The 26,916-nt window shown below is 42.3% G+C and carries 32 protein-coding genes; 14 read left to right on the top strand and 18 right to left on the bottom strand.

What is annotated here, in order from left to right:
* Nucleotides 1-90: 90 nt before the first annotated feature.
* From BM040_RS21340 to BM040_RS21295, 10 genes are all read right to left on the bottom strand, one after another.
* Complete coding sequence (locus BM040_RS21340; protein WP_092105839.1) at nt 91-1,149, bottom strand: Y-family DNA polymerase; 1,059 nt, start codon at nt 1,147-1,149, stop codon at nt 91-93.
* The gene (locus BM040_RS21335) at nt 1,146-1,610 is read right to left on the bottom strand and encodes a LexA family protein (RefSeq protein ID WP_092105841.1); all 465 of its coding nucleotides are present in this window, start codon (nt 1,608-1,610) and stop codon (nt 1,146-1,148) included. The genes BM040_RS21340 and BM040_RS21335 overlap by 4 nt, the downstream gene beginning before the upstream one ends.
* 303 nt (nt 1,611-1,913) lie before the next feature.
* Entirely contained in the window at nt 1,914-2,573 is a 660-nt protein-coding gene (locus tag BM040_RS21330; protein ID WP_092105837.1) for an SOS response-associated peptidase, read from the bottom strand.
* A 51-nt stretch (nt 2,574-2,624) separates the two neighbouring features.
* Nucleotides 2,625-3,497: a phospholipase D-like domain-containing protein gene (locus tag BM040_RS21325; RefSeq protein WP_092105835.1), complete on the bottom strand. Its 873-nt coding sequence runs from the start codon at nt 3,495-3,497 to the stop codon at nt 2,625-2,627.
* A gap of 18 nt (nt 3,498-3,515) precedes the next feature.
* Nucleotides 3,516-3,881, bottom strand: coding sequence for an HIT family protein (locus tag BM040_RS21320; protein WP_092105833.1), 366 nt, complete (start codon nt 3,879-3,881; stop codon nt 3,516-3,518).
* Nucleotides 3,882-3,886: 5 nt separating this feature from the next.
* Entirely contained in the window at nt 3,887-4,906 is a 1,020-nt protein-coding gene (locus tag BM040_RS21315; protein WP_217646813.1) for an HNH endonuclease domain-containing protein, read from the bottom strand.
* On the bottom strand, nt 4,906-5,874 hold the full coding sequence (locus BM040_RS21310; RefSeq protein WP_092105830.1) for a PD-(D/E)XK nuclease family protein: 969 nt from the start codon (nt 5,872-5,874) through the stop codon (nt 4,906-4,908). Before BM040_RS21310 ends, BM040_RS21315 begins: the two co-directional genes overlap by 1 nt.
* A 51-nt stretch (nt 5,875-5,925) precedes the next feature.
* Complete coding sequence (locus tag BM040_RS21305) at nt 5,926-6,582, bottom strand: hypothetical protein (protein ID WP_092105828.1); 657 nt, start codon at nt 6,580-6,582, stop codon at nt 5,926-5,928.
* A gap of 206 nt (nt 6,583-6,788) precedes the next feature.
* Nucleotides 6,789-7,598 (bottom strand): hypothetical protein, encoded by an 810-nt coding sequence (locus BM040_RS21300; protein ID WP_092105826.1) that lies wholly within the window; start codon nt 7,596-7,598, stop codon nt 6,789-6,791.
* 404 nt (nt 7,599-8,002) lie between these two features.
* Nucleotides 8,003-8,419: a hypothetical protein gene (locus tag BM040_RS21295; protein ID WP_092105824.1), complete on the bottom strand. Its 417-nt coding sequence runs from the start codon at nt 8,417-8,419 to the stop codon at nt 8,003-8,005.
* A 1,085-nt stretch (nt 8,420-9,504) separates the two neighbouring features.
* Here BM040_RS21295 and BM040_RS21290 point away from each other — a divergent pair.
* The 4 genes from BM040_RS21290 to BM040_RS21275 all read left to right on the top strand — a co-directional run bounded on the left by BM040_RS21290 (nt 9,505) and on the right by BM040_RS21275 (nt 13,199).
* Entirely contained in the window at nt 9,505-10,899 is a 1,395-nt protein-coding gene (locus BM040_RS21290) for a hypothetical protein (RefSeq protein WP_092105822.1), read from the top strand.
* A gap of 98 nt (nt 10,900-10,997) precedes the next feature.
* Nucleotides 10,998-11,375 (top strand): hypothetical protein, encoded by a 378-nt coding sequence (locus tag BM040_RS21285; protein ID WP_092105820.1) that lies wholly within the window; start codon nt 10,998-11,000, stop codon nt 11,373-11,375.
* A 253-nt stretch (nt 11,376-11,628) separates the two neighbouring features.
* Nucleotides 11,629-11,772, top strand: coding sequence for a hypothetical protein (locus tag BM040_RS21890; RefSeq protein ID WP_175491150.1), 144 nt, complete (start codon nt 11,629-11,631; stop codon nt 11,770-11,772).
* Between the two features lie 332 nt (nt 11,773-12,104).
* Nucleotides 12,105-13,199, top strand: coding sequence for a DNA cytosine methyltransferase (locus BM040_RS21275; protein WP_092105816.1), 1,095 nt, complete (start codon nt 12,105-12,107; stop codon nt 13,197-13,199).
* On the opposite strand, the gene BM040_RS21270 is transcribed toward BM040_RS21275, so the two are convergent.
* The 3 genes from BM040_RS21270 to BM040_RS21260 all read right to left on the bottom strand — a co-directional run bounded on the left by BM040_RS21270 (nt 13,112) and on the right by BM040_RS21260 (nt 16,795).
* On the bottom strand, nt 13,112-14,326 hold the full coding sequence (locus tag BM040_RS21270) for a 5-methylcytosine restriction system specificity protein McrC (protein WP_092105814.1): 1,215 nt from the start codon (nt 14,324-14,326) through the stop codon (nt 13,112-13,114). The genes BM040_RS21275 and BM040_RS21270 overlap by 88 nt on opposite strands.
* Nucleotides 14,327-14,336: 10 nt before the next feature.
* Nucleotides 14,337-15,983, bottom strand: coding sequence for an McrB family protein (locus tag BM040_RS21265; RefSeq protein WP_092105812.1), 1,647 nt, complete (start codon nt 15,981-15,983; stop codon nt 14,337-14,339).
* A 383-nt stretch (nt 15,984-16,366) separates the two neighbouring features.
* On the bottom strand, nt 16,367-16,795 hold the full coding sequence (locus tag BM040_RS21260; RefSeq protein WP_092105810.1) for a very short patch repair endonuclease: 429 nt from the start codon (nt 16,793-16,795) through the stop codon (nt 16,367-16,369).
* A gap of 46 nt (nt 16,796-16,841) precedes the next feature.
* Between BM040_RS21260 and BM040_RS21255 the strand changes: the two genes are divergently transcribed.
* A complete protein-coding gene (locus BM040_RS21255) occupies nt 16,842-17,057 on the top strand; it encodes a hypothetical protein (RefSeq protein WP_139217870.1) in 216 nt (71 codons plus the stop codon).
* A gap of 405 nt (nt 17,058-17,462) precedes the next feature.
* Complete coding sequence (locus BM040_RS21245; protein WP_092105799.1) at nt 17,463-17,861, top strand: NUDIX hydrolase; 399 nt, start codon at nt 17,463-17,465, stop codon at nt 17,859-17,861.
* A 379-nt stretch (nt 17,862-18,240) separates the two neighbouring features.
* Here BM040_RS21245 and BM040_RS21240 read toward each other — a convergent pair whose 3' ends face one another.
* Complete coding sequence (locus BM040_RS21240) at nt 18,241-19,002, bottom strand: hypothetical protein (protein WP_092105797.1); 762 nt, start codon at nt 19,000-19,002, stop codon at nt 18,241-18,243.
* Between the two features lie 382 nt (nt 19,003-19,384).
* Entirely contained in the window at nt 19,385-19,906 is a 522-nt protein-coding gene (locus tag BM040_RS21235; RefSeq protein WP_092105795.1) for a L,D-transpeptidase family protein, read from the bottom strand.
* A 190-nt stretch (nt 19,907-20,096) separates the two neighbouring features.
* On the opposite strand from BM040_RS21235, the gene BM040_RS21230 reads away from it, so the two are divergent.
* The 3 genes from BM040_RS21230 (at nt 20,097) to BM040_RS21220 (ending at nt 21,842) form a co-directional block, all read left to right on the top strand.
* Complete coding sequence (locus BM040_RS21230) at nt 20,097-20,948, top strand: DNA/RNA non-specific endonuclease (protein ID WP_092105793.1); 852 nt, start codon at nt 20,097-20,099, stop codon at nt 20,946-20,948.
* 31 nt (nt 20,949-20,979) lie between these two features.
* Complete coding sequence (locus BM040_RS21225) at nt 20,980-21,384, top strand: nuclease A inhibitor family protein (protein ID WP_092105791.1); 405 nt, start codon at nt 20,980-20,982, stop codon at nt 21,382-21,384.
* 98 nt (nt 21,385-21,482) lie between these two features.
* A complete protein-coding gene (locus BM040_RS21220; protein WP_092105789.1) occupies nt 21,483-21,842 on the top strand; it encodes a hypothetical protein in 360 nt (119 codons plus the stop codon).
* Nucleotides 21,843-21,850: 8 nt separating this feature from the next.
* Here the strand turns inward: BM040_RS21220 and BM040_RS21215 are convergent, their stop codons facing one another.
* The gene (locus BM040_RS21215; protein WP_092105787.1) at nt 21,851-22,651 is read right to left on the bottom strand and encodes a hypothetical protein; all 801 of its coding nucleotides are present in this window, start codon (nt 22,649-22,651) and stop codon (nt 21,851-21,853) included.
* 53 nt (nt 22,652-22,704) lie between these two features.
* Here BM040_RS21215 and BM040_RS21210 point away from each other — a divergent pair, with 53 nt between their 5' ends.
* Both BM040_RS21210 and BM040_RS21620 read left to right on the top strand, forming a co-directional pair.
* A complete protein-coding gene (locus BM040_RS21210) occupies nt 22,705-22,902 on the top strand; it encodes a hypothetical protein (RefSeq protein ID WP_092105785.1) in 198 nt (65 codons plus the stop codon).
* A 13-nt stretch (nt 22,903-22,915) separates the two neighbouring features.
* Nucleotides 22,916-23,407: a hypothetical protein gene (locus BM040_RS21620; RefSeq protein ID WP_139217869.1), complete on the top strand. Its 492-nt coding sequence runs from the start codon at nt 22,916-22,918 to the stop codon at nt 23,405-23,407.
* Here the strand turns inward: BM040_RS21620 and dcm are convergent.
* Entirely contained in the window at nt 23,319-24,242 is a 924-nt protein-coding gene (dcm, locus tag BM040_RS21205) for a DNA (cytosine-5-)-methyltransferase (RefSeq protein WP_175491149.1), read from the bottom strand. The two genes, BM040_RS21620 and dcm, sit on opposite strands and share 89 nt — an antisense overlap.
* 12 nt (nt 24,243-24,254) lie before the next feature.
* Between dcm and BM040_RS21200 the strand changes: the two genes are divergently transcribed.
* The gene (locus BM040_RS21200) at nt 24,255-24,551 is read left to right on the top strand and encodes a hypothetical protein (RefSeq protein WP_092105781.1); all 297 of its coding nucleotides are present in this window, start codon (nt 24,255-24,257) and stop codon (nt 24,549-24,551) included.
* 94 nt (nt 24,552-24,645) lie between these two features.
* On the opposite strand, the gene BM040_RS21195 is transcribed toward BM040_RS21200, so the two are convergent.
* Nucleotides 24,646-25,197: a recombinase family protein gene (locus tag BM040_RS21195; protein ID WP_092105779.1), complete on the bottom strand. Its 552-nt coding sequence runs from the start codon at nt 25,195-25,197 to the stop codon at nt 24,646-24,648.
* Nucleotides 25,198-25,787: 590 nt separating this feature from the next.
* Between BM040_RS21195 and BM040_RS21190 the strand changes: the two genes are divergently transcribed.
* On the top strand, nt 25,788-26,279 hold the full coding sequence (locus tag BM040_RS21190) for a DUF305 domain-containing protein (RefSeq protein ID WP_092105777.1): 492 nt from the start codon (nt 25,788-25,790) through the stop codon (nt 26,277-26,279).
* 190 nt (nt 26,280-26,469) lie between these two features.
* Nucleotides 26,470-26,799 (top strand): four-helix bundle copper-binding protein, encoded by a 330-nt coding sequence (locus BM040_RS21185; protein WP_092105775.1) that lies wholly within the window; start codon nt 26,470-26,472, stop codon nt 26,797-26,799.
* The last annotated feature ends 117 nt before the right edge of the window (nt 26,800-26,916 follow it).

Raw genomic sequence — 26,916 nt, 5'->3', positions numbered from 1 at the left:
TGATCTGTGATTCTGTGAAGCGTGTCTTTTTCATTGCATTATAAAGTTATAGGTTTTTGTAACTTTACAATGGCCGAAGTTCAGGGAAGTCTACACAATCTCGGACACAATCACTCCAGACTTTTTGTACCAGTACCCTTCCCGATAAATTTCCTTCAAGGCGATGCTGGCGTAGTGGATAAGCTCGATGTCGGAGTTGGTGGCGACAGGCAAAGCAACAGTCTTGCTGTTATAGTACTGCCTGTCGCTTTCGGAAAAGCGGTTGGTATGGATGAATACGGTAATAAGGTTGGCGCAGCTTTTCTGCTGCCGCAGTTTCTTGGCACACTTGGCCGCATACGATGCCGTAGCCTCCAGCAGTTCATCAAAGGTGTTTATTTTCTTACCGAAGCTTCTGGACGTACAGATGTTCTTTTTGGGTGGAGCAACCTCGTCCAGTTCCAGGCAGGACTCGCCACGCAATTCCTTCAGCAGCCGAACACCCACGATGGTCATATGCTGCTTTACCCAATGCTCCGATAGCTTGGAGAAGTCGAGAGCGGTGGTGATGTTGCGCTTATTGAGAAACCTGGCATATTGCCTGCCGATACCCCATACATCCTCAATTTTAGTTGCTTCCAACGCCTTCTGGATGTGGTACGGGTCTGTCAGTACCAAAACCCCGTTCGCTTTGCTGGACTTCTTGGCGAGCCTGTTAGCCACCTTGGACAACGCCTTGGTAGGTGCTACGCCAAGGCTTACGGGTATGCCTGTCCACTGCTGTACCGTTCGCTTTATCTCCCAAGCGTATTTAGTTAGGTCAATGTCGTAAAAATCACCCAGGTCAAGGAAGCACTCGTCAATTGAGTAAACTTCCATATTCGGGGTGAAAAGCGAAAGCGTCTGCATCACTCGGTCAGAAAGGTCGCCATACAAGGCATAATTGGAGGAGTAGGCCGCTATGTTTCCGTTCTCCACCAGATTCCTGATTTTGAAGTAAGGCTCTCCCATTGGTATGCCCAACGCTTTCGCTTCGTTGCTACGGGCTATCACGCAGCCATCGTTGTTGCTCAGTACCACCACGGGCTTTCCGTTCAGCGATGGGTCGAAGACTCTTTCACAGGAGGCATAGAAGTTGTTGCAGTCGCAGAGGGCAAACAGGGTCGTCATTGCTTCACGGGCTTATGTAGTATCCACACGACTACGCCCCACACCCGAATGTCCATTTCCTCGGTGACCTCAATTGGCTTGTAGGCGGGATTAGCGGGCATCAAATAGGCTTTGTTACCTACCTTCCTGAACGTCTTGACTGTGAACTCTCCATCCAGAAAGCAGACCACAGGCATGCCATCGGACGCCTTCAATGACTTATCAATTACGAGTATGTCACCATCGTGAATGTTGGCTTCGACCATAGACGAGCCTTTCACACGCATCATGAAAGTCGATGTGGGGTTCTGAATGAGGTACTTGCCTAAGTCAATGCGCCCCTCAAGGTAATCGTCAGCGGGCGATGGGAATCCAGCGGATACGTAAGAGGCGAACAGAGGAAGTTCTATGCCTTCCAGGTAATCGAAGCTAAGTTGCTCCAACAGGTGTGAATCAATGGGGATAATCTTTGCGCTGCACATATCAACTAACCTTTGCACTAAATGCTAATTAGGTTAGCAATTACGTAAACAACAATTATAAAAGCTAAACATGTTAGCTTTATTTATTTGCAGTAGGATGTGGAAAGGATGCCCGTACTATTAAGAATTGCGTGCGCAGGCTGCACATACCCACTACCTTCCTAATGAAAAAAGGAGAAACAGCCCGATAATAACTATCAAGGCAGTGTAGAAAGCAAGCATCTCTTTGGTTGAGTAATCCTTATTATCGCCTGTGAACAAGTACATGAAGTCATTGAGTAGCTTCCTCATAGCAGCGCCACGTTAGAGTGAGTTGATTACCTCAGGAACGTTGTTTAGCGGGGAGTTCACCAGTGGCGACACAGGGTACTCTTTCATCTTGTCGGCATCGTAGGGCTTTAGGAGCGAAAGCAAGTCTTCCTGCGACTCATGCTCGTCCAGCCACAACTTCTCCGCTTCGGGTGATAGAATAACGGGCATGCGGTCATGAATCGGCTTCACGAGGTCATTGGCATCGGTGGTAATGATGGTATAAGTGTGCAGCACTTCACCCGAACTTTTATCCACCCACTCGTCCCATAGCCCCGCAAAAGAAAAGAGTTCTTCGTTTTTCAGAAGGATGCGATGCGGCACTTTACCATGTGATGTCGCTTCCCACTCAAAGAAGCTATCCGCTGGCACCAAACATCGTTTTGATTTCAACAAATTACGGAATGAAGGCTTCTCTGTGAGTGTTTCCGCTCTGGCGTTGATGGAACGCTTTATTGACTTTGAGTCCTTCGCCCAAAACGGCTGTAGCCCCCACGAGAAGAACTGTATGGTATCGGGTTTATCAATGGTAACCACAGGTAGGTTCTGTGAAGGAGCAGCGTTGTAATGACCTTCTTTAAGGCTCTTTTCTAAAAGACTGGCAACACGTGAATTACCTTTCGCTTTGGGTATGACTGAATATCTTCCGCACATAGTCGTTTCTTAGCTACAGGTTATATACGAGATAAATGAGCAACGAATGTTCTACCATAGTCTGAACTTGCTCCTTGGCATCGCCTCCACCGTTCTTGTAATAATTGGTCGGATATCTTTAATGAGGTCGTTATAAACCTGTATAAGCTGTTTTGTAGTCACTGGCACGGCAGGAGTAAAGTCTACATAGGAGTTGCTCTTGTGTTCCGTGTCAACACTTTTAATGAGCGCATGGCTATAGCTTGCCAAGTCAATTCCCTCCAGTTGATTAAGCAACTGTTCGTTATGCCTGAACTTTATAATGAAGGATGAACCGACCATGACATCCACAAGTTCAAAAAGGTTGCCAGAGAAAACATAGGTGGAAGCACGGTTGAAGCTGCACATCGGGTAATGTTTGCTAAGGGAGTCATAAATTTCATTTACCGCATCCTGGTCCAGATTCATTTTAGCAGAGGATATGTTCTCCTGTGGCTGTTGAGCAGGCTCAACAGACTCCATACCCACCTTGCTGTTTGTTAACCCATTGTGCAGATACCTTTTCCTGAAATCCTCAAGTTGGCTTAGCTCTTCCTTACTCTCAGTTTCATAGCCGATGTCAATTGAATAGTCGTCAGAGTACCGAATCATGTTCTGCGATGTAACAATGCCGTACTGCTCATTGTAGTAAAGCTTGGCATGAAGGTTCTCCTTACGGATAGGTCTGATACCCAACTCAGCGAACTGCCCCATATCGGTTTCTGCATTATCCCTGATGTAGAACTCTATCTGCACACCTCTTTCAATTGCTCTTTTCAGGCATGCTTTCATCTTGTCCCATTTCTTGAAATTAGCATAAGGAGACACAATAACGAGTTGCTCATTAGACAAATCTATGAGTGTCATGATTTTGGATGCTATCTCCATCGGGTGGATATACTTCATCTTTTATTCGTATCTTAATCAATAATAGCCTTTACCAGCCACGCAGTGCCTAACTCCCCCTCTGGGGTCTTCCATATCACCCTTGTAGCGTGGAATAAGGTGGCAGTGGAAATGAAATACTGTCTGTCCAGCGACTTCACCGCAGTTCATGCCGATGTTGTAGCCATCAGGTGAGAACTCCTGCTCAATTAGCTGCTTGCACTTCTCAATCACCTCCATCAGATGTAGCTTCTCCGCATCTGTCAGGTCAAAGTAGTCAGCCCTTAGTTGATTGGAGATGATAAGCGAGTGACCAGGCGAAACAGGGTACTTATCCCTGATGATGAAAAAGTGGTCGTCCCTGTAAATAACCCTATCCTCAGGTATCTCCCAAAAAACACTCATATAGATTAAAATGTGGATGGTAGTTCGATTTCAGGTCTCCACGTGTGGATGGAGTTCTGTAAGGCAATGTTGTAATGGAATTCCAGAAAACGCCTGCGTTTCTCGGGAGTATCCCCAGTTTGGTTGACGATGGTTTCAGACAGAGGATGCTTACTTTCGATGAAGAACTCATTTCGGTTATAGAGTCGTAGCAGGTACTTCACCTCAGGCACTCTCGCCAGCTTGTTTCCATTCACCTTATTGTCTGCCAGTACAAGATTCCACACGCCATTTAAGTTGGCTGGTAGGTGGTGTGGCTTGTTTACGTGCGGCAGAAAGTGGTCCACCTCGCATAGATTGGGAGAAAGGCTGTTAACGGAGATATCCTGGAAGCTATAAAAGCATTTTCCTTTCTGGTAGCCGTTTAAAGAGTCACGCACGGATGTGATATCCACCCTACGCATCAGGCTATTCTCCAGGAAGAAAAGCTCCTTGTCTTCATCGTACTGTACTTCCAACAGGTTCGGATTGATATTGAGGTTCCATGCGGTCTCCACCAGTTTCCATCGTGCCTCTGTTTCCTGACCGAAGTTCTGAAAGTGGAACGACTCTTTAAGCCGTAGCAGGTTATCAGTGATGATGATTTCCTTTTTACTGTTGATGTAGTTCTTCTGGTAGAATGGATTAGGCACGGTATCCCTGTTCACCACCTGAAAGGCATCCACCACGTTCACAAAACCAAGCCTCTCGGTCTGTACAAGTAGCTCTTCCTTTGTGGTTTGACCATTTATGTAGCTTCTACACGCTTCAAGAAATTTACTGGACGAAGCGTTACCTTGCTTGTCGTTCTGTCTCAGGTGGTCTACCACATGCCGTGAGAAAGGCTCAGCAAGGTCAGAGAGGGTGATGGCAGTCCTTTCCTTCTCGACCAACTCAAGCAGTGCCTTGGCAAAGGCGAACTTGTAGGTGGCAGAGTTCTTTCCAAACAGGATAATGGCTCTCCACTGTGATTCGAGCGATGGGTCGTTTATCTGGAACTTTACCATCAATTGTTGTTTAATGCGTTGATAATCTCCCTACCGAATATCTGTGTGTTCTTGGCAATACCAGTTGAGTGGTAAAGGTCTATGTTAAAGCCGTAGGCATCATTGACTTCACGCAATAGCGGCTTCACGGGCGTATCGAGTACTTCGTCATCCTCATTGAATACCCTGACCATGTTGTTCCCAAACCGCTTCAACACATAGTTCTCACCGTTGAGTGTGAAACTGGCTGACGCCACCTCGTCAAAGCCGTTGAAGCTGTAGTTCTTTACACCAGTACCTTTCTGTGAGAACTCGGTGGCTATGTAATCCATGAACGACTTAATGATGAACTGCGTGTTCAGGTTGATGGGCGTAATCTCCGCAACCATCTCGTGCCTGATAAGTTGCCGAAGTGACGCTTCCACTGAGTTGTCCCGTTCCGTGTGGCTTGTCCATCTCAGCCATACAGAGTCAGGGTTAGCAGCTAAAGCGTTTTTATACATGGCACTGAATGCAGGGCTGTCTGTTGTGATAAGCACGGAAAATACTGGCACATCCTGCTCGTACTCGGCAGAATTGGTGAAGTACTCGAATTGCTTTGATACCTGCGAGGGGTTAGCAGACGCTTTCTTTATCTTGTTCTCAATGAGGATGTAGCACACATCGGTTTCATCCCGTTTTGCCGACACCCTGACCAGTATGTCCGCAATCTGCTTTGTCAGGTCAACCCTGATGGGGAACTCGGGGGTGGCGCTCACCACGTAGTTGTTGGTGAAGTGGATTATCTTTTCCCGAAGCGTTCCGTGATTTAGGCCAAGCAGGTCATAGATTTTCTCCCCTGGCGAGTTTCTGTCCATCAAATCGAAAAAGAGCAGCAGGAACGAATTGCTCAGCTCATTTGAAGTGTTGAGCAGGTAGCTGAGGAACGAGGTGATGTTTGTCTCCGATATCTGCCCATTGCCCTGTGAGAGTGATTTGAATATGTTCATACCATGTAGCCTTTTGTCTGCTTCGCTATATGATTAGGTAACGCTGGAGAGTTATCTTAGCTCCTGGGAGTGGCAGTCGTAGAATAAATCCCCCCTACTCCTTCGTCTGAACCTGCGCAGTTCCTCATAACTAATGATGTTGCTCCCGATATTTTCCAGCGGGATGATGAACTCTTCATCGGGGTCATCGGCATAGCCCCCCAAACCTAATGCGATGAATACAGGTACTCCCCTTTCATCCGAATACCTGCGGTAGTTATCCAGTTGGTACGGCTTGGCTATCTCCACAGCACCACCTATCAAGGAAGACCTGTACTTACACTCGATGGCCAGGAGGGATTTGGCCGACTTATGGATATATTCAAGTTCAAGGTCTGGCAGCATGTTGGACTCGGCATACCTGCCGTCAATGTACTTGTCGCTTCTCCACTCCCTGATTTTGAAGTATTCCTGGTTCACCTTTTTTATAATGTATCCTTCAAACCTGTCGCCCTTTGTTTTCGAATCAGCCTGGCTGCCATGCCTGTTGGCATCAGTGAGGTCGTGTCCTGGGTGAAGGTTTTGTTTACCATACTGGCGCTGTGTGTTACGCTGCCGTTGGCTAACATCCTTCTTATCCCATCCGAAAATGGCGGCAAGGATATGGTAAACAGCCATCAAGGTGGCTCTGAGAAGTATCATCCCGAATTTTAATGCCTTGCTTACCATATGCTGAGCCACGGTATGGATTAGTGCTGCCTGTTCCAGCCGTATATGCTATTTGATGGCCACACAGTACAAGGCTGTGTGGCCGATTGAAAGTATTCTTTTTAATAGTAAGTTTGCAATATATAAATTTAATGGGTCTTTTTCATGGAGAGCAATTGGCTACCTCAAGACTCCCCGCCCATTAGGAAATCCATGCTGCTGAGACATCAGACGACCTCCAGGATACCCCTTAGCCTGTGCTTTCTACATGCAGGCATCAGCCTTTGAAGCAGCGCACGGTTTTCTGCCGTGAGGCTGTGCTTGTTATTCACCAGCGCTTCATCGTATGACAGGAAGAACATGAAATCCCTGTCAAGGCGACCGCCATCCATCCTGTCCAGTATTAAGCTTATCACAGTGTCTTCTTCAAAATAAAGGTGTTTGTATGCTTTGCCATTGTTTGGGACACCCTCTTCATCTTGCCAGGCATATTCCTGTGATATCCCGTCCAGGAACTTGAGGTGGGCGATACCTTTTTCGTAAGCTTCTGCCGTTTCCGCATGCAGTTTGCAGTTATCACTATCAAAAGCGATGTAGTTGTGGTAGAAGTTGAGCGCAGGCCATTTTTTTGCCATATGCCCCCACTTCGCCACAAAGCTTCGGCTGTTGATTGGCTGTAACCGCTGGAACTTGGAAGTTATGGTGACGCCATACAGGCTCTCTATTGCCCGTATCAAAGCTGTTCCGTATATATGTACTTCTATCTCCTTTAGCGTTCTATCCTCCCCATCAAAGATTGTTAAACACGCTGTTTCACAATCCGCAAGATGGTAGATAACAATATATTCCCTGTTCTGCGAAGCGTCAGTGATAGTCTGGAAAAGGACTTTCTGCATAAACTCAGTTTCGAAAGAGCGGATATGGAAAACTCTCCTGTGGTAGTCATAGATGTTGAATTGCGATAAATCCACGATATCAAAAAGATGTTTCTCTGATGATAATCGGTAAATGTGATTTGCTGCTGTTGTTCTGTTCATTTTGCCTTGTCGTTTAGTAATGCCTGTTATAGAATCGGCAAAGGCGATTGTTTTGAAAAATTTCGATTTTATTTTTTTGACACTTAGCAGGCATATCGTATCATATAGCTTTTTTAAGCTACAACCATCTGTAGAACAATTAGATACACACCTTATTGTCCCGTAAACCTTTCACAGCCACTGTGACAGCTACCAGCACTGTTGCGAGTGCTTCGTGTCCCGCAAGTTCAGAGTTCTTTCCCCAGCGAGCGCCAGGCTTCGCCTTAAACCCGATGTAATATCATCAGGTCATTACCATGGCCAGGAAACATCGCATGCACTTTGCGTTCAGGCATGGTGATGATGAAATGGTGTGCTAATGTGCAGCTAATGTCTGCACATTAGCACACCTTAAACCTTTAAGGTTAATCCATCGACAAAACAGCATGTTTGATTTTATGATTTCTCAGAGCAACCTTTACATGGTTAAGCGTGCTGGCCACATCTATCGGCTTGTCATGATATGAATCTATGAAAGAGCCTCTCCAGCAAAGTTTGCTCCCAAAATCCAGTATACGGTTTAGCATTGCCCCGCTGACCTGCCCAAGGTTCACGCTTGACAGTGAATCTTCAGGCGTCCTGAACTGGGGGTACATGAGCATGAATTTTTCGATTCCTTGAAAAAGCGGCTCTATCAAATCCACAGCTTCTTCGGCTGGTTCTTCATCATAGTATTTGTGGGCATAGTAGCACAGCTCAGCCAATATCTCTGAAAGATGATGAACCCTGTTCCCTGGCATGATTAACTCGATGGCATCATCTGCCATATCTTCTCTATACATGTTGTCACTCGTTTAATGGTTTGCTTATAAAAATTCTGTTGTCTTACCGCAAAGTTAAGCACTGATTCATAGTGTTTTGAAGTTATTTGTATATACAAAATATGTATATACATACTCCTTACAATTATTTACAATATATTTGTAACTTCATGTAAATAATTTAAAGGCGTCTTAGCTTTGCCCTTAAACTTCTTCTTTATATTCAATTGATTGTTGTGGTGCAACACCAATGCGTGCAATATTTGGGGTGTTTAAACCCGATGCAAGCATGCTAAATCAAGAAGGGCGGGCAGTGGTGTTCGCCCTTCTTAACTCTAAACATGACATGGTCACCATTCAATACCATGTTCTACCTCTTCTTTTCCCATCCTGATTTTATAGTCGGTTTCTGGTTCTTTGTAAGCGATGGCGTCTTTGTAAACCTTTCAACGAACTAAGCTCCGAAACGCTTTTGTAGCTCAGCTATTGGCGTTGTAGCATATGTACAGGATTTTCACCAACACGCCTCTTAAATCAGAAACTACCTCACTTTCCCGTTACCGCATCCAGTCGATTCTAATCCATGCTTACCACCTTTTCCCAAAGCTGTCTGCTCGCTTGCGCTCCCAGCCAACTGTTGCACTCGCTGACCGCTCGTGCAGGCTAACTATGTGAAAAAATGTGAAATTTAAGGCATGTGGAATTCGGGTGAAAACATGCGTTTGCAGCGAATGAAGGGGGTTTTCAATGAAATCCATCTCGCAAGTCATTAACCATAAGATAGAGAAGGAAAGGAAATGATGGGAATTGGATTTGACCCGATTTTATACAAGATAATGATATACAATATCACCCTTTTTAATATAACATGATAACCTTTTCATACACTCAAAGAAGCTCTCACACCTGTTATTCAAACAACGTTTTTGATTCCGATATATCCGTTTGAACGGAAGTGATAAACGGATATCATTTGGACTCGGTAATCGGAAATAACATCAAACGTTAATCAAAAATATAGTCAGACCCATTTCAAAACTTAATCCTTTTTTCTGATAGAACAGATATCAAGCGATATATAAAAGAGAAAAAAGAATTAGTTAGAAATGAAGATTAAAAACAATGAAAGGAAGCTTTACATACCATCAAAAGTAAACCTGACAGAGCTGATATCAGCCAAATACGATAGCGAACGCTACCGCTTGGACCACCAGGACAAGTACGCCTACGTGCTGTCGAAAATCATCGAGCAGAAGATATTCTCCACACCGAAACGGAACGGCTTGGTGGCCTTGAAAGCCACTACTCTGCGGGATATCCTGGGCGCTGACTACTACAAAATAATAGTAGACGACCTGCTGGAGTGGGGTGTTATTATCTCCGACAACCATTATGAGCCTGGCGTGGTGTCACGGGGCTTTGACATCTCCATGGCGTACCAATCGAAGGCGGTGGAGATAATGATTCTAAAGGATGAACTGGCCCGTAAACTGCAAAAGAGAAAGCAGGTACTGGCATCGAAGCCTGAGAGCTATATCAGGACGCAACTGAAGAACATCGAAATACGCCACCAGGAGGCCCTGCAATACATTGACGACAAATATGGCAGAACCATCCAACTGATTGACTCGCTGCCACCACGAGGCTTGTATGGCAGCTTTAAGCAGGCACTGGATGATTACCCAGACATTGACTTCTACTCCATCTCTTTAAAGGACGAAGGCAGATACGACAGCCTTCTTTTGGATGATGCCGATTACCTGAAGTCGGTGATGCAGAGCAAACGCAACGCTGATTTTGCCGCTATCCGCAACATCGTGAACAGGAATTTCTGCTTCAAGCCAGACGATGTAACAGGGCGTGTATACACGTTCATCACCAACCTGTCCAGGTCGCTTCGCCAGTTCCTATACCACAGGAAGCACCCCGATACGCCACTGGTCAACATCGACATCCGAAATTCACAGCCCTTCATCTTTTGCAGCCTTCTGGTGGACTATTACCGCAATGACCTGCCAGAGGACGTGCAGGAGTACATCGACCTGTGCAGCGAGGGGAAGCTTTACAACGTGCTGATGTCGGAGATGAACTTTATGGGCGATAGGAAGGCGTTCAAGCAGATGCTGTTTGCAACTCTTTTCTACTGCACCAACCACTATGCCGACAGGAGCAAAGACTCCGAGTATTTCAGGAGCAGATTCCCCAACGTCTACGCTGTCATTAAGCATTACAAGGCCGAGGACTACAAACTGTTGAGCCGCCTGATGCAGACCACCGAAGCCGACATCATGATAAAGAAGGTGGTGAATAGATTGATGCGCAACAGAACGTTCGTATCAACGATTCATGATTCGGTACTGACCTTGCCAGAGCATGCCAATGAGGTCGTGGATGCCATCAAATACTACTTCAACACAGAGTACGGCATCGTGCCTTCGCTCGAAGTGGAGCAGGTGACAAAGCGGGAAGATGGCAGAGCGTGCATCATGGAGGCAGCTTAAAATAAATTTGGCGAAATACCATGTGCTAACACAACTTATTCCTTTTTCAGAATATAATGAGGGTAATGGATGATTAATTAACCCTTTAGGACTATACAATGGAAAAGAGAAGAAGGACTTCCGAGGAAGTCACAAACGATATGTTCTACAAACGTGAAGAAAAAGGCGACCTGGTGGTAATTGCCGCTGACAGGGATGGCTACTGGTGCAAATGCAGCGGAAGATGCCAGTGCGGGAAGCCCAGGAAGAATTTCTTTGCAAAGCAGACTTATATTTACCGAAGCATCGGAAAGCCGAACCTGTGTTTTTTTCAAGTATGGAACTGCGATGAAGACGCCAACTCGAGCTACACGCTCTACCGTTTCAAGTACAAGTACCTGGAGCATGTGCTGGAGCCTGACATGGCGCTGGACGAAACGGAGTACAATGCTCAAATAAGGAAGCGCAAACTCAGGAAGGTGCTGGCGATTCGGTAGTGCGACTACGGATTGAATTTATGCATGTCTTTAACTAATTCAGGGGTGTGGGGTACGAAAGTGCCTGGCATCCCTGATATGTTTCGAGTAATTTAAATTGACTTGGAGCGTCCACTGAAATAATATATACTACAAAACAACCGAATAGAAAATGCCAAAGTTTACACAACCATAGGTCGAGAAATATTATGATGAATTCATCGACCAGTTGCCGCCAACGAAGGAAAACAAATCAGACAGGGTAAGAGGTGCAATGTTTTTCGCTCTACTGGACGACCAGTTCAGAACAGAGATTGCCGAGCCGATGGAGGATATAAAGCAAATATTAGCACAGGCTGAAGATTACATCATGAATAAACTGGCTACCATGTCCAATACCCGAAGTGTTCAACTTTAATTTGTATTGCTTATAGCCTTCTTGTTCACAAATTCATAATTTCTTGTCAATGATAAAGAGTAAATAATTGCTCTTGTATTATCGCCAAAAGAATGTAACTCGATAATGAAGTCTTGTGTGCCACATAACCTCATGTACATCTACCTCATTATTTACTTCATCTAACGATTGTAAAAAAAGTATGCTTCTGGTTATCAGATATTTGCATTAATAAACGCTAATAATATTAGCAATATTCTATTTAATTTAGTATCCTTGGTAAGGTTTTGTGAAAACTCAGGAGTATATTTGAGTAGTGAATAGTAGATAATTAAACTTTAGAAGTAACATAAATGAGAGTAGGTTCCCTCTTTTCTGGATGTGGTGGCATGGATTTAGGATTTATCCAAGCAGGTTTTGATGTTGTATGGGCAAACGATTTTGATAAGCATGCTTGTAAAGTTTATGCAGATAACATAGGACCAATTATTCATCAAGATGTATGCACATTAGAGGCAGATAGTCTTGATGAAATAGATGTACTGTGTGGTGGGTTCCCCTGTCAGCCATTTTCTTCTGCGGGTAAGCGAAAGGGAGTAGAAGACCATAGGGGTAATTTGTTTTTTGAAACACTTAGAATTGTGAAGCATCACAGACCCAAAGCTGTTGTGTTTGAAAATGTTAGAGGGCTATTGTCTACCAAAAATGCGACTGGCAACAAACTAATTGATGATATCCAAGAAGTTTTGGAGAATTTGGATGAAAATCTAAGCTACAAGGTCAAATGGAAGTTACTAAATGCAAGCCATTATGGAGTGCCTCAGAATAGATACCGAGTATTTATAGTTGGTATTAGAAGTGATATTGAAGCTGAATTTAAGTTTCCTGCCGAAATCATCCCTCAGAATCCACAAGAATTAACCGTTGATTGGATAATAAATTATGACAAAGACTTGCCAAACCAAGAGCATTGGAAGCTGTCTCCACAGGCAAGTTTGATGGCGGAATACATAAAGGAGGGCGGCTCTTGGAAAGATGTACCCTATGATGTATTGCCTCCAAGGTTCAAAAGAATCGCTGATAATATAAAGCATTACAGGTCTCCAAACTTTTACAGGAGGTTTAGTCGTAATGAAATCAATGGAACTATAACAGCTTCTGCGCAACCAGAAAACTGTGGCATACTTCACCCTCTTGAAAATAGAAGGTATAATGTACGTGAGGTTGCAAGAATACAATCCTTTCCTGATAACTTCAGATTTGACTTAGACATGATACAAGAGGCTTATAAGGTTATCGGCAATGCTGTACCTCCAAGACTTGCCTATCATGTTGGGAAAGCCGTACTGGACACACTAACTCAACACAATAGTGATAATATTTCATCAGCAAAGCGTTCTCGTTCTTTAACAAAAGAGCCATCTGAAAGAGATTTGATATTAAAATAGCACGCATAAACTTCGACAGGAATCTTTTCTTCCAATTCTAACTTCGTGTAACATTGAGTTTCTGCACTTGGGTAAATGAGTATTGCTCTATCGGAATTGAATTTTTGAGAGTAATATAATACTTGAAACACATCTCCATTTGAAAATATAGAGGGGTACTTGTTCTTGACATCGAGTACCCCATTATATTTTATTTTAAGCCCAACATTCATTTCATTATATGCAATGTCTGGAAGTACTTCTTTTTCATTTACTTTTTCATCTTTGAAGAACTCGGCATATTTTGTTGGAATCTTCGGCTTTGAAAACAGATAACCCGCTTTAGAAGTCATTAATACGTGTGCAATGAAATGCTCAAACAAGTAATCATAATTTATCAAAAATGCTTCGCCTAAGTCCTTTCCTTTAAGATTGACTGGAATCAAATCGAATAAAATCGCTTTAGCCAATTGAACACATCGACTGGTATGCAATGCATTTCTTGCAATATCTATTTTATCTATAAACCTCAAATCCTTAGGAGCAGATGATGGCAAATGTTCTATGAAGAAATGATAATCCGCTGGGTTAATTGATGTTTTAATTTTTTCAACTGCTTTATTAAATAAAAAACCAATTGGTGTTTCAATAGTGAGGTTATCTTTCGTAGTTACTACTGGCTTCTTCTTCTTTAAGAAAAGATTTAATTGAGTCTGCAAAATATTTACATTTCCTGAGAAGTTTTCAGTCCGTACAGCCCTCTTCTTGAATTCCAAAGGCATGCCTTTCTTTATCGTTTTAGTTAACTCCTTGACAAATAACTCTGTCAAAGCTGGCAAATGATTACCATAACTAATAAAGTCTTGAAAGCTTTCGACTATTATAGCTTCTTGGTTAAGGTTGAAGCTGCATAATTTCATCATGAATACCTCGGCAAGAGTAAATTTCTCATGACGAGGCTGAATGTAAATATCTTTGCCCAACAACTTGATGTAACCTACAAATGGCAGAGGGAAAGTAAAGATGTTGCTAACCGAATTGAAGTACTTGTGAAATTTGATGCCATAAGCATTGCAAATTCCTATAAAGGACTCAACTTCTTCGGGTTCCAGTGCTATAGACTCCCCTTGCTTTAAATTAATTTCCAAATCGTTTAAGCTATATAATCTTTGAAATAACTTCTTCCTTTAATTTATCAAAATCAAAAATCCTGTAGCCGTATGAAGTACCTAAAATCTTGGTATATGATTCAGGAGAACCAACCGTGTATTCTTCAAGTAGAGGTATGACTCCCTCATTAAATACATGCACGAAATGGTGCTTATCCCAAACGAACTTTGAAATAGATGTATCGAATAGTTGTTGAGGCATGAAATATGCCTGCCCTATCTGATAGTCAGGGTCATTTAATTCTTCGTAGATTCTGTTGTTCAACTCTTTCAATAGGGCAGCAAGGTTGATTCCTATTTTAGATGTATCCGACAAGTTCTCAAGAATCTCATAATTAATAAAAAACTTGAGCTTATGGAACCTCCTAATGATTGCCTTATCTTCAATGCTAATGCTCTTGTCACTTGAGTTCATAGTGCCAATTATATGAAGGTTCTTAGGAATTGAAAGCTCATAAGAACTGCCTGTATCATCAAGAAAGTTAGCTAACTGAACTTTATAAGACCTGTCAAGGGCGGCAATTGCCTCACCAAGAATGCTCGATAAATTTCCCCTATTAATTTCATCTATGAAGAGTAGAACCTTGTCTGTGCCCGATAAAGCATTAGCCATATCTATAGCTCTTAGAAGAACCCCTTTTCTATAGGTAAATTTGCCATCCTTATCAGGAAAAAGGCCACCGATGAAATCTTCATAGGTAGTATTGGGGTGAAACTGAACTTGGATTAGCTTATTGTAATTCTTCGCTATTTCCTTTTTTATAGAGTAAGTCTTGCTGGTCCCTGGTGGCCCATAAATAATAAGTTGCCCTTTAATTTCTAAACTTGTTGCGATATATGTAGGAGATGGATTGTCATTTAAGTACATAATGTATTCTTTAGCTTGATGGTTATCGACTTTATTAAGACTGAACGTGTATGATGAAGTACCTGAAATCAAAATTGGATTAATGGGAATTGTCTTGTCAAACTTTAAAAGCTTTCTTAGGTCATGCCCTGTAAAGCGGGTTGAGCTAAACGCAAGGGATGTTATGCTTTGTTTGAAAAAAGCAGGTAATTCAACATCATTAATTTTGAAATCTTTAACGAACTTGGACTTTAAAATATGAAAAAAGTCTTCACCAGTTATTAGCTCGTCTATATCTACCTTAGTAAACCGATACAACCAAGCTAAAAAATGACATAACTCAATCTTCTGGTTGTTTAGCAGCCCAAATTCAGTTTCTATATAATCACTCGTGAAGAGATAAGCTTCGGTACCATCACTTTTATTTCCAGTTTTCTTTATGTAATAGTCTATTAGCGAATTGTCTGTGGTATCTTTCAACCTCGAAGCCATGTTCTTAAGAACCGTTCTTGGATTATAGAAGTCTTGTTTAGTCTGGATACTATTTATGGAAAAAGGAAATATCAACAGATATTCATCCGACTCTTCGACTTCGTCATAAATGGAACCTAATAGCCAGGCGACTGGCGGAACATCACTTTTCCATTCATCATAGAACTTCTTTTTGTAAGTACTAAAACCTAAATTCTTAAAAATCCAAAAAGCGCCTGCAGCCATTGGGTTAACAGCTTTGAAATCTTTGAAGTAATCAATGCTGTTTGCTATTGAGCTTTCATCTAAATAGTACATTATCTACCGTACGTTTACATTCGCTCTTAATATACTAACATGATTTATAGAATAGAAAGATTAATATATAAATATACGATAAAAAGGAATTGCCAAGGCAAAACCAGGACAAAAGGAAGGAGTATATAACCTATGGAAAAATGTGCTTTAAGGAATGGCTTACTTTAAGATATTGCCTAATTCATTGGGGGCCAATTATTAAAGTATTTTCGGGAGATTTTCAAGGTTTAGATATAATGGTATGTAAATAAGGCGCAGCTGAACTTCATTGAGTAAATATAAGCGAAACTAAAAAGTCATCATTTATATCAAAATTCGACCATAAAGCTGATTTCAAATTTCCCGTTAAGTCACTTAATTTGAATAATTATTATTGCCTAAAGTCACTCACTCTCCGTTCCCTTTATCTTCGCTGATAAGCTACTTAGATTAGATTCCCTCACCTTTGGCTTCAACTCGCATTCCCATATGTTAATTACACTCCAACCCAGCTGTTCGAGTTGTTGCTGAACCCTTTGGTCTCTTTCCTTATTGGAATTAATTTTATTAGTCCAAAACTCAATTCGTGATTTAGGAATTACATGGTATTTGCAACCCTCATGCCCGTGCCAGAAGCAACCGTGAACAAAGACAACTGTCTTATACTTTGGTAGAACGATGTCTGGTTTACCTATTAAATGCTTTGGATGAAGCCTGTATCTGAACCCTTTGGAGTGCAAGTATTTTCGGACAAGAATTTCAGGTTTGGTATCCTTTCCCTTGACTCTCGACATGATATAGCTTCTGGTCTCCTTTGAATGCACATCTGTCATAGATTCTGCTCCTTAAATGTTTAAATTAGTAGCTTTAACGGATATTATGATTAAAGAATATAAAATCAACATTGTCAGGGAGCCTGGTACCGACCCGCTAACTGGCGAGTTCTACCCTTTCGAACATGAGGAGCTACAAATAGAGGCCACATCGGAAAGAAGTGCTTATGTTTTAGCCAGTTCACTTTTTAAAATGAAGGCAAGAGGACAGTTGCTCAGGTTCTTCATAAATGGTGTGGAATATTTTGATGAAAATTTTTAGCACATATCAATTTAGTCAGACTACTGATGTCATATGAAATCAACACTCCCTATGAATCTGACCTACCTTTGTTATTGGGACTTGGCTTGCGAGAGTTCATCAGTGAAAACGATGTTGAAACCAATATTGGTAGAGTTGACACTAATGAATATTACAATAGATGTGTATGTTACATGTATGCCTGCCCAGTTTTGGAAGTTTGATATACTTTGCAAGGAAAGCAGGAAGCGTATGATAATGGAGACTGGGTCAGGAATCTTCACCCGATACTGGAGTGTAGCAGAGATGATTGGACAGAACCTTGTGACTGTCGTTGCCGAATAATAAGTGATGTCGAGTATGCCATCTATACGGCTCATGAGTACAAGATATACCTTGGATTTAGCGCTACTATACTAACTGATTATGAAAGTCATTGATAAGCTGGCATGGATAGAGCTTCAAGATGGCAAAATTCTAAGCACCAGAAGTAAAGGCAGAATAAAGTATTATATTCCAGGCGGTAAACGTGAAGCAGGAGAAAGTGACTTTGATACACTATCAAGAGAAATATGGGAAGAACTTAACGTTAACCTGGTTGAAAGCAGTACTCAGTTCATTGGTGTCTTTCAGGCACAGGCCGATTCACATCCAGATGGAGTACAGGTCAAAATGACTTGCTATAGCGGCTCCTACACTGGCACCGTAATGGCATCGTGTGAAATTGATGAAGTTGTCTGGCTTAATTACAAGGACATAGAATCTGTTTCACCTGTGGATAAGATAATATTTACTTGGCTCAAAGAAAGAAATCTGTTAGACTGACATCTCCTGACTCTATTGCTATACATTTAAGGTAGCTTATCATGTATTTCTATTACATTACATTACCTACATCAACCAAAATATTTGACTCCTTTGGACTTATACCTATTGATTCAAAGATGCTATCAGTGTCAGAAACTGTTTTTGACAATTTCTTACTTTGAAGGCAATTAGGATTATAAATCAATTGAATGAAGTGTCCATGTGCTGTCTGGACTGGCATGTAATCTCTGCACCATATGCCCTTTGTACCTTGCAGTAATTCATAGTTATTTCTCCAATCGCCATGAACTTTAATTAAATTTTGGAAAAACTTAGGGTGCTTACTTGGATATGTATAACTCAGGTATAAAATATTGGTCTGGGTATTTGTTTCCTTTTAGAAGTGTGCAGGGGTGACCCCGTTATTTATTAGCCAATTATGATTAAAGTGACCATAACCAGGTTTGTTTATAGGGGTTGGATGTGGTAAGTCATTCCATATCCAGCAATGTGCCATTGACCAAGCTCTCTCAGGATACTGTTGTAAGTTTTGACCGAAACCGTTTCCTGTAGGAGTAAAAATAGAGCATGCTGATTCCGTCTCCGCCTGTGCAATAATGGATTGCTTTTTCTCTACTAACCAGCTACCAGACTTAAAAGTGAAGTAGATATGCTTTATAGATTTGGTGGTGTTAATGTATTTTACGATTTCTTCAACGTTATCTTTCAGTAAGCCTTTTGTTCCCATAACATCAAGATGAATGTCCTTATGGTCATACCAGATATACTCTCCATTTACTAAAATCGAGTGTTGCTTTGTTTCAATTGGAACTTGCGGCTTAGTACCTTGTACTATATCGGCAAAGACAATCTTTCCATTTTTACAAATTTGAAAAATTTGGTCAAGTGTAGGAATATTGTTGTTGACTGTTCGTCTGTCCACCATAAGGTTGTCATTGTGTAAAAACATGTTGCCAAGTATAGTCCACATATACATTCCCCTTCCATAGAAGAAGTCAGCGTTGTTCCACGCCCATCCATGGTTGAATGTGCCGATGATTATTACCTCTGGCTCATAGGGAACCGTATCCAGTATACAGTTGTGAGTCTGAAAGCCGTTGTTCCAGTCTTTATTTAGAAATTTATGAAATATAGGCATGATTGCTTGGGCGATTTAATAAACTAATTCAATGATATGGCTTTCATAGGAAATCACCCGATTGTTTGGATATAAATAGCACCATCTCATTGAAAACATACTCCTAAATATATACAGATATAATCAAGAAACCTTCCTGCTACATAACACCTGCTACATGGGGTCAACATTGAAATCTGGATTTTATTTTCATCTAAGTAGGGTACTTTTACATTAGGTTGGCCGTTCAATTCTACCAAACAGTCGATTTACTGCTCTGCGTTCTTCCAGTTGCTGCGCTTCGTGGTGAAGCTTTGGTGCATCACGGGCAGGCTCTGCAAAAGATGCTGATAGTTGCTAATGTCATACTGCTTGTTTTTGTACGTAGGGTGAATCTGTAATTTTATTGCCTTATCTCTATTGGTGTTCCAACAGGTACAGCCGAATATAGTTCATCCATCTCATTATCTGTCAACGCAAGGCAGCCGAGTGTCCAATCCCACCATCTGTGAAATTTGGAGATAAAGCCCGTGCCATTTCGCAAGCCATGAATCTTGATGTCTCCACCTGGTGATTTTCCTAAACTTCTGGCATGCCTGATATCATCCTCATTGGGATAAGAAACTCCTAAGTTCTTATGGTAGGCACTGTTGGGGTTCTTGTCGTTTATGTAGTACCTTCCCTCGGGAGTTTTCTTATCCCCTTCGTATTCCTTATCACCAACAGGAGTTCTGCCCAGAGCGATGGTATAGGTCTTCATCAATTTGCCATCCGAGTAAGCCAGAATCTTCCGCTCTGACTTCAGCACTACCAGCTTGTCTATCTCTGTGCCAGCAGGAAGTTCTGGCTCAGGGTAGAAGTAATAAACAGTTACTGCCATGAAGGCAACTACTGCTGTAAAACCAAATATCTTCTTCCTGGTCATTTATGCTTGTCGGGTTGCTTTGGCCGCATAGGGTGGATAAGGATGCCTAAACATATTATAAGCACAATATAGTAACAAAAACATACAATATGTCGTGCCTGCTTGAAATTTAACCGTGAAGTAATATGTGACACAGTATCTGATTTGTCGTAGTGCTGTAAATGCCTTTCTTTGTATAATAAATGTGATTATGAGGCACCGTTTATACTTTGTCTTAGCTGCCTTCTTATTCCTTGCAGGCTGTAAGGAAACCGATGTAACACCTGAACCATCAGTCTACACGCCAGTAAGTGGGCACGTTGCGTTGGGAAATCCCAGCGGTGCCACCGCTGAGATTTCCGATTACAATAACTTCCTGATGGTCAAGCCGCAGTATGTGCTTTCCTACAGCCGTGACCGTGGCACTCCCAATTGGGTGAGCTGGCACCTGAGCCGTGATTGGACAGGCTCCGCTCCACGCCAGGACGACTTCAGGGCTGATATGACGCTGCCTGCGGGTTGGTTCAGAGTGGGTGCTTCGGCTTATACGGGCAGCGGCTTTGACAGAGGGCATAACATCCCGAGTGCCGACCGAACCAGAACAGTTGAAGATAACTCTGCGACATTTCTTATGACGAACATGATACCGCAGGCACCCAACCACAACAGGAATACATGGGCTAACCTGGAGGACTACACCAGAGACCTTATAGACGCTGGTATGGAAGCTTATGTGATAATGGGCAGTTACGGCATTGGTGGTGTGGGAAGCAGCGGGGCGGCCAATACCATAGACAACGGCAGAGTAACCGTGCCGAAAAGTATCTGGAAGGTGATTGTGGTGCTGCCCGAAGGGAATGATGATATAAGCCGAATCAATGCCAATACCAGGGTTATAGCTGTCGACATACCAAACGTCAACACGGTCAACTCTGATTGGGGAACGTACAGAACCACGGTAGATGCCATCGAACAGGCTACAGGCCACGATTTGCTTTCGGCTCTGCCAGACCAAATCGAAAATATAATCGAAGCCAGAACGGATAACGGACCTACCAGATAAACCTACTGTCAATCACCATAACTATAAGCCTATGACAAACGATGCTACACTGCAAAGACTTCAGGAACTCACCAAGGGGCTGTTCTTCATGAGTGAAAGCGATTATCCACTTGATATTGTTCATTATGATGCGGCTGAGGCTGTTGCATTGTCCGATGCTGAAGTAAAGCAGATGGCAGGACAGCTATCCGAAGCAAAGGTAGAGACGGTAGAATTGGCTTACTTTCTTCGGAACATGACCAAAACTGCGCCTGAGGCAGATGATGCGGCTAAACAGGTAGCCGAGCGGTACCAGACGTTGCAGGCATTCATGGAGCAGCACCTCGGGAATGTAAAGGTCTATCGAATCGGTAACAGAGAGGTAGTGGCACTGGCGATAGGCACACTACCCGATGGAGGGCTTGCTGGATTTAAAACCGTACTCATAGAGACCTGACCCATGCACCTTAAACTCTAAAACTGCCTTGCTACATGCTCCTTCATTTCTAAGGAAGTCTCTCCACCTTTATAGATATAGAAAATGATTGAGGATTTATGTTAGTGTTGAAATACAGCTCCTTAGATAAGGAAAAACAACTGGTAAAGGTGATGTCGAACGAGAAGTACGGAATTTTTAACATTGTTGCCAGGGAAGTGGTCGTAGTACCAACATTCGATTGCTTACAGTATCACCCGCATCACAACGCTATCTGGGCAAAACAAGACGGCTTCTACTTCAGAATAGATACCCAAGGTGACAGGATAGGCAACGAGCAGATTGCTGAGTCGGATTGGGCTTTTGTTGACAAAAACGACCGCTGCCCTTCCTGTGCTGGCGGTGGTTGCAACCGCTGCTATGGCTTCGGGATAATTCCCATCGGAGGCGACTTTACCCCATACTTCATGATTGATTAGCCTTTTATTTAGCTCTTTCTCTTTAAGAATGTGCTGTAGTCGAAGAAGAAGCTGTTCTGTTGCGATTCATCTGGAGGCAGGTTGTTTATCAACTCTATTGAAATCGAACAGGGTATCAGCCTCACGCCAGCTAATCTGCTGTCACGACCAGTTATGAAGACATGCAGGAACAGCGGCAGTCCCAGCAACTGCTCCTTATGGTTGTCTATGAACAGCCTGATGTTACTTTCTAACTCGGCTTCCTCCCAAACATCGTTCGCATTGATGTTGCTAAACTCTGCGCTTGGGGTTACGATTATGCTGTAGGTGTCATATCCGTTATCATACTCGAAGAACATTCTGTTTCCTCTGCTATCGAGTCTTCGCCAGTTCAACTCGTTGAATATCTCTCCGCTGCCACCGCAAAGCTCGCAGTCGAACTCGCTGAGCTTGCCCAGGCAGGAACAGGATGCACTCTTAACCGATTCGCACTCAAACAAAACCCTGTCCAGCTCTTCCATATCGCTTTCCTGTAGCCCAGTGTCTATCCAGACGAATTTACCCTTATCCGTTATGGCTGCGGCTCTTTCCTCCTGGTAGGGGAAGATGTGGCGGTAGGTGGTGTCGGCAAAACGGCTCTTACCCTTCGCTTCCCAGAGCAGGCCGTATAGTTTTAGCTCCTTGCTATACGTTTTATAAATGATTGTCCCGCCATCATCGCTTCGGTAAAGCACCTCATTTTCCAATACATGTGTCATAATTTTCTCTTTGATTTTATTGTATATATCAGAAATGAAAAGCCCTGGGTGGTCAATAAGGCGTGGCTTCAAGAAGAAAAAACGGGTTTGGATAATTTATATATAGTATAAACAATTAGTGTACTATGCATAAGACGAACGAACAGAGCCACAGCCTCAAGATTTCGGAGGAAGCATCAGCTAAAATCCTGGAGATACAGCTTATCCTAAAAAAACAGCTTAGAAAGCACGTATCCAAAAAACAGGTAATCACCTCTTCAATCAGAGCCTTAGAAGAGAAGATGGGGTTAATCGTAAACAGGAAGGAGGGTGAAGATGAATAGCTATCAAAACCCCATGATTTACGATATTGAATCGGATGCATATGAAATGGAAGTGCCTCAAGATTTAAAAATTACCGCTGATGGCATAGCTTATGTGGTTAAGGTAAAGGAGATAATAGAGAACACCCATCTCTTCCACTGCGTTACGAGCTACGAGGACTACAACTACGTGCTTGGGGAGTATGTGAAGAACCAAATGCACATCTTTTCAAATGAGGTACAGGTGCTGTTGCTATACTATGACGAACGACTTGCCCTGCACACCCCGATGCCTGTTCGGGTGAGTATAGAGGAAGCAGGTGATGAGGTGTCTATCTTGGATGTCTCTTACAGAGTGAACAAGAGAGTGAAATCCTTTCAGGAATGGCAGAGCGAACTAATAAGCTTAAAAGCAGAAAGTCTGGAAACAGAAATTCCTACTTCTGTTCAGTTATATAGCCCAGAATATGAGATACTACAGGCACAGTCCAAGCATTGCCCAATAACTTGTATCGCACATGATTAGCTACACCTGCTGTGTATCCAACTGGTATGCCTTGAAGTCTTTCTACTTCTTCGCATGAAAGCTTCGACATGTATGGTTTCAATAATTGTAGAGAGTAGTAGTTGCGCTCCAAGCCATGAGCTGGATAAATGTCGACTATCGTACCATCGTACAGGATGTAGCGATTTCCCGTTTTCTTGACAGGGTGTTTAAATTTAAGTTGCCTTTCCTTATTGATAAAGTAGTTCTGCGCAGTGGCGTTACTGTAGGTAGCGGTTATGCAATAAGCCTTATCTCTTTCTGTATACCCATTTTCCAGCACATCCTGCAACATCACACCACTGTCAGAAGGAATCTCTACGCCCTCGATGTTCGTCCAGTACAGTCGGAGCCTGTTTTGTGCGGTTACCAAAGCAGAGTTTATTTCTAAGGGTTCAACACCAAACAGACGACTAATTACATCCTGATGGGCCTTGTTCATTACAACATTTTCCAGTAGAAAATATGGGGCTGAAGTTTCTCTTAGAATTCTTTCAAACTCATAGATTAACTTTCCTCTGCTATCATCAAAACTTTTTTGATTTCCTCTTTTTGAAAAGGATTGACAAGGCGAACCACCAATCAGTAAATCAATTTGACCCACGTCAAATATTCCGTTTTCGGTTATCAAACAGCCATTTTTGTAGCTAATTTTTGAAACATCACCAAGATGTATGATGTCAGGAAAATTATTGTTTGATACCCCAATTGCCGCACCATCAATTTCACTTGCGTAATAATTATCAACTTTGATTCCTGCTTCCTGCAATGCAAGCCTACCACAACTGATGCCATCAAACAGGCTTAATACGTTCAATTGCTTATACTTTTGATTTATGTTATTATTGCAAAAATAATCAAACCAATATATAGAATCAAAGTAATGGCAAAACCCACGGATATAGATGCAATTGTTCAGACATTACAACAATCTCAGCAGAATAAGGAGTTACTCGAAGCTATGATAAGCCAGTTGGAAAAGTTTGTAATAAACCAGAAGATTGTCCTGAGCGAGATAGAAACACTAATCACACAGGCAAAGGAAGGCACAGTGGAGAAAAGAAGTAAGAGAGGTGGTTATCGGGGAAGAAAGAAAAAGAGTGCGGACGAGGTAACGCCTGAATAGACATAAGTATTGAAATTCAAACCAAAGGCAACACAAAAGGTGTTGCCTTTGGTTTGGTAGTAAACTCATATCAAAAACTACTGGGTTCTGAGTTTTAACCTTCTTTAAGGTAGCTGTAAAGTGTAGGCTTCGTTATACCCATCATCTGACAAATTTCATCTACTGAGTGGTGCTTTTCTTTATAAAGCCGAACAGTGAGCTTCCTTTTTTCATCGCTCATTTTCTTAGGGCGACCGCCTTTGCGACCTCTTGCTCGGGCTGCTGCGAGACCAGCCATAGTGCGTTCCTTTATGAGATTGCGCTCGAACTCTGCCATGGATGCAAAGATATGGAAGACAAGTTTTCCAGTTGCGGTGGATGTGTCGATGGATTCCTGTAAGCTTATAAGAGCGATACCCTCTTGTTCTAAATAGTTCATCCACTCGATAAGGTCTTTAAGTGAGCGCCCGAGCCTGTCAAGTCGCCACACCACCAGAGTGTCGCCTCGCCTGAGTACTTCCTTAGCCTTCGTCAAGGCAGGTCTTTCGGCAACAGTGCCCGAAATTTTATCGGTAAAAATTTTCTCGCACCCTGCTTGGGTAAGTGCGTCTTGTTGCAAGTCCGAATTTTGAAGAAGGGTGGAAACCCTGGCGTAGCCTATCAGCATAAAGAGTGTATTAGTTAAATATCTCGTCATGCTAATATAATAATTTACTTTGAATAATTTACTGAGTTTATTTACTTTTTAAAGTGCCTATACGCTCTGCCAAGAGCATTGATGTTTTAGAGTGTGAACAGTTAAGAAAACATTCGTTTTTTAGACAAGAATAGCTTAGTGCAGATATGGGAGCAGCTTAAAGTTAGTTTCCTATTCTGACAAAGTCTGGACGTACAAATTTGTATAAAGTAGAAGCCAAACTATTCATCTACCACATCAAAATATTAAATATCCACTATTACAGAAAAGCTATATGAATGGCAAAGTGTATTTTTCTGGAACTGAAACCGCTACCGAATTTGCAGTTTATATGGAGGGTGCGGTTTCTTATGCAATGAAGACTGTTGACAGTTTTTAAGCTGGAAATGGTAATGTTTATGTTCCAGAGTGGAAAAAAGTTTTAATTGTGAGTTAAAGTGAGAGGTAGAGCTACCTCTATATTTGAGCTACCCAATTTTGCAGATAAGCGTATGTTCATATTTAAACACAAGTTGTCTGTATAGATAGTGAAACAAATACCGCAGCATCTAAAAACTAAAATGGAAAATAACCACGAAATGGCTCAGCACAAAGGAGGTAAGAGTAACTATACGAACTTCGTTTTGATGTTACTTAGTTCCTTTATCGCAATGTACATAACAATGTACCTTAACACTTATGAGATAGACCATGTGTACTTCAGTCTTACACGATTTTACATGGCTTGTTTAGGGATTGCTGCAATGGCAGTAATAATGTTTTTCTTTATGAAAGACATGTACATGGACAAGAAGAAGAACACTGCTATCCTTTTAGGTAGTCTGATGTTGTTTATAGGTGCTTTAACTTTGGCAAGGACACAAACTCCCATCGGTGATGTACTGTATATGAAGGCAATGATTCCACACCATTCAATAGCTATTCTTGCAAGTAAAAGGGCAGATATAAAAGACCCTGAGGTAAAGAAATTGACAGAGGAAATAATAGAATCACAAGAAAAGGAGATTGCAGAAATGAAAGCTCATATTAAAAGGTTGGAATCAGGCAAATAACCTTTAGTGCAGGCAGCCTTTAAACGGTATACCCATTGATAAATGGAAACCAACTCTGGATGAAGTCAAGGAATGCCAGCAGAGAACAATGTGAACAAGCCATTGAGGTGCATCTGAAACACAAATTCTGTAGTCGGGGTAAAAGGGAGAGTACAGCAATTTTTATCACAACATAACAAACTTAAAGATTATGCATAATTCACCACAATACCAATCAGTAATTCAGGCACTCAATGACTGTGCTGCCGCATGTGACCATTGTTACAATGCCTGTTTTCAGGAACAGGACTTAAAAATGATGGCACGTTGTATTCAGTTAGACCGAGACTGTGCGGAAATATGTAAGTTGACATCAAGTGCGCTGGCAAGAGATTCGGAGGCAGCTAAAACCTATCTGCAAGCATGTGCTGAGGTGTGCAGAATGTGCGGTGAAGAGTGTGCCAAACACGAGGCGCAGCATTGTAAGGACTGCGCTGAGGCATGCAGACGTTGTGAGGAAGCTTGCAGAAGCTTGTTGTAACAACTCACATATTTCGATAAAGGGCAGTATCTAATTAACTGTGTAAATGGAGGTTTGGGCGCAAGTTCGGACCTTTTTTATTAACTTCCATAACCATTCACACAGCGATGATAAGCA

This window comes from Pontibacter chinhatensis (assembly GCF_900113285.1).
GTDB classification, from domain to species: Bacteria; Bacteroidota; Bacteroidia; order Cytophagales; family Hymenobacteraceae; genus Pontibacter; species Pontibacter chinhatensis.
The sequence above is the reverse complement of the archived record's forward strand: the minus strand, read 5'-3'. Positions and strand labels throughout refer to the sequence as shown.